Source organism: Oleiphilus sp. HI0117, assembly GCF_001635235.1.
Genome location: NZ_LWGA01001007.1, coordinates 1 through 2931 on the forward strand (window position 1 = coordinate 1; position 2931 = coordinate 2931).

General features: G+C 44.1%; 4 protein-coding genes. 2 read left to right on the forward strand and 2 right to left on the reverse strand.

Annotation, left to right across the window (positions count from 1 at the left end):
* A partial coding sequence (locus tag A3757_RS18080; RefSeq protein WP_231878315.1) for a transglycosylase SLT domain-containing protein occupies positions 1-938 on the reverse strand: 938 nt, incomplete at its 3' end.
* 199 nt (positions 939-1137) lie between these two features.
* Positions 1138-1908, reverse strand: a complete 771-nt coding sequence (gloB, locus tag A3757_RS18085; RefSeq protein WP_068552991.1) for a hydroxyacylglutathione hydrolase — start codon at positions 1906-1908, stop codon at positions 1138-1140.
* Between the two features lie 112 nt (positions 1909-2020).
* Here gloB and A3757_RS18090 point away from each other — a divergent pair, with 112 nt between their 5' ends.
* Together A3757_RS18090 and A3757_RS25275 are read left to right on the forward strand one after the other, a co-directional pair.
* Entirely contained in the window at positions 2021-2836 is an 816-nt protein-coding gene (locus tag A3757_RS18090; protein WP_068552990.1) for a class I SAM-dependent methyltransferase, read from the forward strand.
* Positions 2833-2931: RNase H family protein (locus A3757_RS25275; RefSeq protein WP_304439197.1), on the forward strand; the 99-nt coding region annotated here is incomplete at its 3' end. The genes A3757_RS18090 and A3757_RS25275, both read left to right, overlap by 4 nt.

Here is a 2931-nt window from a genome sequence, read left to right on the forward strand (position 1 = left end):
AATCGTCTACTTAAGTAACTCAGGTATTCGAGAGCTCCTTGAGTCGATGCTAATACGTCACGTCGTCCATCGTACCACCAGTTTTGATGCAAACCATAAATCTTCCCGGTACCTGGAATAAACTGCCATAAGCCTGAAGCACGGCCATGACTGTATGCGAAAGGATCGTAGGCACTCTCGACAAAAGGTAGTAGTGCTAGTTCCATCGGTAGTTTACGTTTCTTAACTTCTTGCACCACATGGTGAAGATAGCGTGAAGAGCGCTTAAAGGTTCGGTCTAGATAATTGGGGTTGTTTACGTACCAGCGTAACTGGCTTTGAATGCGCTTGTTGTCAAGAGTCAGGTCGAGTGTAAAGTGCTTTCGAATATCGTCAAGCAGGTCGCCTTGGTCAGGGTTATGGCTAGGTCTATCACGAAGAAGCTGAAGCTCCTGATTGACTTTCTGTTCCAGCTCATCAGTTGGAGTGATAAAACCGTATTGCTCGTAGTTACGATTCTGCTGTTTGTTATGTTCGGCAGATGCGCTGTCGATAAGCTTATTATTCAGAGCAAAACTACTGAATAGATCTTCATCTGGGCTGCTCAAAAGGCCGCTAACGAAAAACTTTTCTTTTGGCTCCACCGTTTCGTCAAATATTTGAGAGATTAAATAGGGTGGTGCTGTTAGTGCTTCGTTGTCGGAATTACTAGCTGGTGTCGTACTGGTGTGCTCTGGGGAGGGTTGGAGCTTTGCTTTACTAGCAGTTGACGCTTGCTTAATGCCACTTTCTTGAGTATTTGAGATTTGTTCGCTTACTTGAGTGTTTTCCTTGCTCTCAATGTCGGGGGTAGGTTCGCTTTTGTTTGATGTTGTGTTGCTGGAAACTGACGGCACCGAGCTAGGGGGGGCAAGCTGTCCGCGCGACGAATCAAAGCTCGCGCAAGCGTTAATAAGCAAAAGTAGAACTATAAGAGGAAAATGACGCATATCGATTGGGTGGCTATTTTACTGCTGCGAGAAAAGGAACACATTTTGTTAGGCGTTAAGCAAGTTTTCCCGCCCAGTCTATGAAGTAGGGGCTTTAGGGTCAACTGCTTGGAGCTAAATAATTAGTAACAAATTTAACTCTGTAAGTGCTAACCCGTTGTTACTATGGTCAGAACTGATCTTTCGCGAGCCTTGTTGCGGCAAAAATATCTGGCTCACAGCTATTCGTATTGGGGAATAGTTGTTTAACATTCGAAGCTAAGGCTGGATCGTTGCTTCTAAAAAACGGGTTTATCTCCAGTTCTGTTTTTAGTGTGGAGGGGATAGTGGATAAGCCACGCTTACGCAAATCGGTGGCTTCTACTAAGTAGTTTTGTAGTGCCTGGTTGTCTGGCATTAGACTCAGTGCAAAATCTAGATTGGATAATGTATATTCGTGTGCACAGAAGATGCGTGTCGTCTTCGGTAGTAAGCGGATTTTTCCAAGCGAGTTATACATTTGTTCAGCACTGCCTTCGAATAAGCGACCGCAACCACCTGAGAATAGTGTGTCCCCACAAAACAATGCGTCTAGTTGTTCGCAATAGTAGGCATTATGATCAAGCGTATGACCCGGAACGTCGAGGCTTTTGAATTGTAAGCCAAGTAAGCTGATCGCTTCGCCTTCAGACAGTTGCTCATCGATACCTTCAACTTTTGAGTGAGATGAGCCGAAGCTTTTACAGTCATATTGATCTTTAAGTTTTGCCAAGCCTCCCGTGTGATCAGGGTGGTGGTGAGTGATAAGAATTGCTACTAGGTCTAGCCCTTGTGAATTCAAATAATCTTGAGTGTCACTAAATGAGCCAGGATCAACAACGACAGCCTGCATGCTCGCGTCATCATATATACACCAGATATAATTGTCTGAAAAAGCAGGTATGCCATGAACTTTTATCATATGATAACTCTCACTTAGGTTGATTTGTCATAGCTTAGAATGAATACTGGGTAAATTAAAGCTACTTTAGATAGAGTCTGCTTTGTTGCGAGCACGCTGCGGGAGCTTTGCGATGTCAGGGTTACAAGATTTGGATAAAAATGCACAGGCTAACAGTTCTAAACAACAGCAACTGGAACAGTGGTTTCAGAGTGCTTTAGGACGTAGTTTATTAGCTGACCAACGGCGTAATATAGCAAATAAAATACATCGCTTGTTTGGCTATCACCAGGCTGAGATAGGTGTCTCGCATAGGGTGCCAGTAGGTAACCCAAGTAGCTTGGGGCATAAATTTTATGTGTTGCCAGAGTGGGAACCGGACTTACCTGAAAACTCTATTATTTCTTCTTCTGAGGAATTGGCATTAGAAAGCGAAACCCAAGATGTTGTTATCTTGCACCATGCACTAGATTTTTCCAGTGCGCCTCATCAAACCCTGCGAGAGGCAGCCAGGGTGCTCAAGTCTTCTGGTACGATGGTGATAGTTGGGTTTAACCCTCTCAGTACTTGGGGAGTGAGGAGGTTGTTAGGGAGGTCGCAGCAAGCACCCTGGAATAGTTGTTTTATTGGTGGTAAGCGAATCGAAGATTGGTTGAATTTGCTCGATTTTAGGGTGGGAACTACTAAATACCATTACTACGGCCTGCCTTTTAATAATGCAGGTTTATTTAGGCGTTTTTTGTGGCTCGATAAAGTGCTCAATACAAAAGTCCCCCTAGGCGCATACTATTTGATATCGGCACAAAAACAGGTCGGTTCACGAATCAATTCCTACTCAAAATGGCGTCGAGGTGCAAAGGTCGTAGGAATGCCTTTGGCAAGCTCACGGCACACTCGGGTTTTGGAACAAGACTTTTCAGTTTATAACGAGAAAGATAAAGAAGAATGATAGAGATTTATACCGATGGAGCCTGTAAAGGCAACCCTGGACCGGGAGGTTGGGGAGCATTATTAACAAGCGGGAAGCATCAGAAAAAGATTTAT

Bases quoted from the DNA above. Each gene is read 5' to 3' on its own strand.
- gloB (WP_068552991.1), bottom strand. From the start codon at position 1,908: ATGATAAAAGTTCATGGCATACCTGCTTTTTCAGACAATTATATCTGG.
- A3757_RS18090 (WP_068552990.1), top strand. From the start codon at position 2,021: ATGTCAGGGTTACAAGATTTGGATAAAAATGCACAGGCTAACAGTTCT.